The following is a 1,147-nucleotide window of genomic DNA, read 5'->3' as shown; positions in this document are numbered from 1 at the left end:
TGGGAAGAACGCTGTATTACGGTGGTGGCAGCACCCCGAGAAAGCCTCTGGGGTTCTGGGTACAAATCCAGCTGCCCGCAGCGTTGGCGGGTAAAGAGCTGACCTTGCAACCGGCAATCGTCGAGCAGCGCTATTTTTCTAAAGATCGGCTGTATGCCACTGAGAATAACTTTTACGACCAGTTTCTTGATGGCAACTGGGTCGATCCGAAGCTGCTCGGAGAGTTGCCCGGCGGACCCGTATATAACCTTCGTCCAGCGGATTTCACTTACACCCAGAAAGATCAACACCGTCTTTGGCAAGTCTGGATTGACAGCCCAGCGGACAATCCGATCCTTGAGTTGGAGATTAAATACCCGCGCGACGTGCGGCAGCGGTCAGACGGCTACGGCTACATGTTCCGACTGGCGCTGGAATGGTCAGCAAACGAGGCTGATCGAGTCAACAGTACACCTGGCAGTGAACTGATAGAAAAAGATGGCATCGTGCTGACGCACCAAAGCACTGAGCTACTTAAGTTAGCCGTCCCCAATTCAAACGGTCGTTGAGCACTATAATGTTAAATCTTAATAAGCCCCTTGAACTGCCGCCGCAGCTTGAGTGGAAATTTGCGCATGAACCTGAATTAATGGCTTGGACGATCCGGGCGCGTAACTACAATACGTTTGTGGCGAATGGTATGTTTGCGTTTATGCTAGTCGTAATAATGGGGTGGGCGTATTTTCTGTACTCAACTCCAGCGTCGGATGAGCCTTCTTTTTCAAAGTTATTGGTGAGTATATGTTTTTACGTAATATGCGCGTCCGTAATCTCTACTATGACCCATCAGCGAATGAATTTTGCTTATCGCTTTACTAAGTCCGGGGTGGAATGCTGTGAATGGAAAGATTTCCCCAAGTGGGCTCTGACATTTTTGAAGTGGCTTGCAGGGATAACGGCGATTGTTTTCATTTTCATGGCTACCATTGACCCGTATTTTTTGCTCGGTGCGTTGATAGGGCCTGGAGGTCTGGGATTGACGTACCTCTCGATGGCGTACTCAAAAAATTATCGAGAAATGCACACTCAGTATCATCATTTGGTATATGAGTGGAAAGATTTCACGCAATTGGCTATCGCAACAAATAGAGAGGTTGTAGATTTAAAG

The 1,147-nt window shown here is 48.2% G+C and carries 1 protein-coding gene and 1 pseudogene; both read left to right on the top strand.

What is annotated here, in order from left to right; genetic code table 11:
* Positions 1 to 548 (top strand): annotated as a pseudogene (locus NPS47_RS25180) (T6SS effector BTH_I2691 family protein); the annotation flags it as partial.
* A gap of 8 nt (positions 549 to 556) precedes the next feature.
* The coding region (locus NPS47_RS25175) for a hypothetical protein (protein WP_274297423.1) at positions 557 to 1,147 on the top strand (591 nt) is incomplete at its 3' end.

Source organism: Pseudomonas putida (genome assembly GCF_028682475.1).
Taxonomy (GTDB): Bacteria; Pseudomonadota; Gammaproteobacteria; order Pseudomonadales; family Pseudomonadaceae; genus Aquipseudomonas; species Aquipseudomonas putida_AG.
The sequence above is the reverse complement of the archived record's forward strand: the minus strand, read 5'-3'. Positions and strand labels throughout refer to the sequence as shown.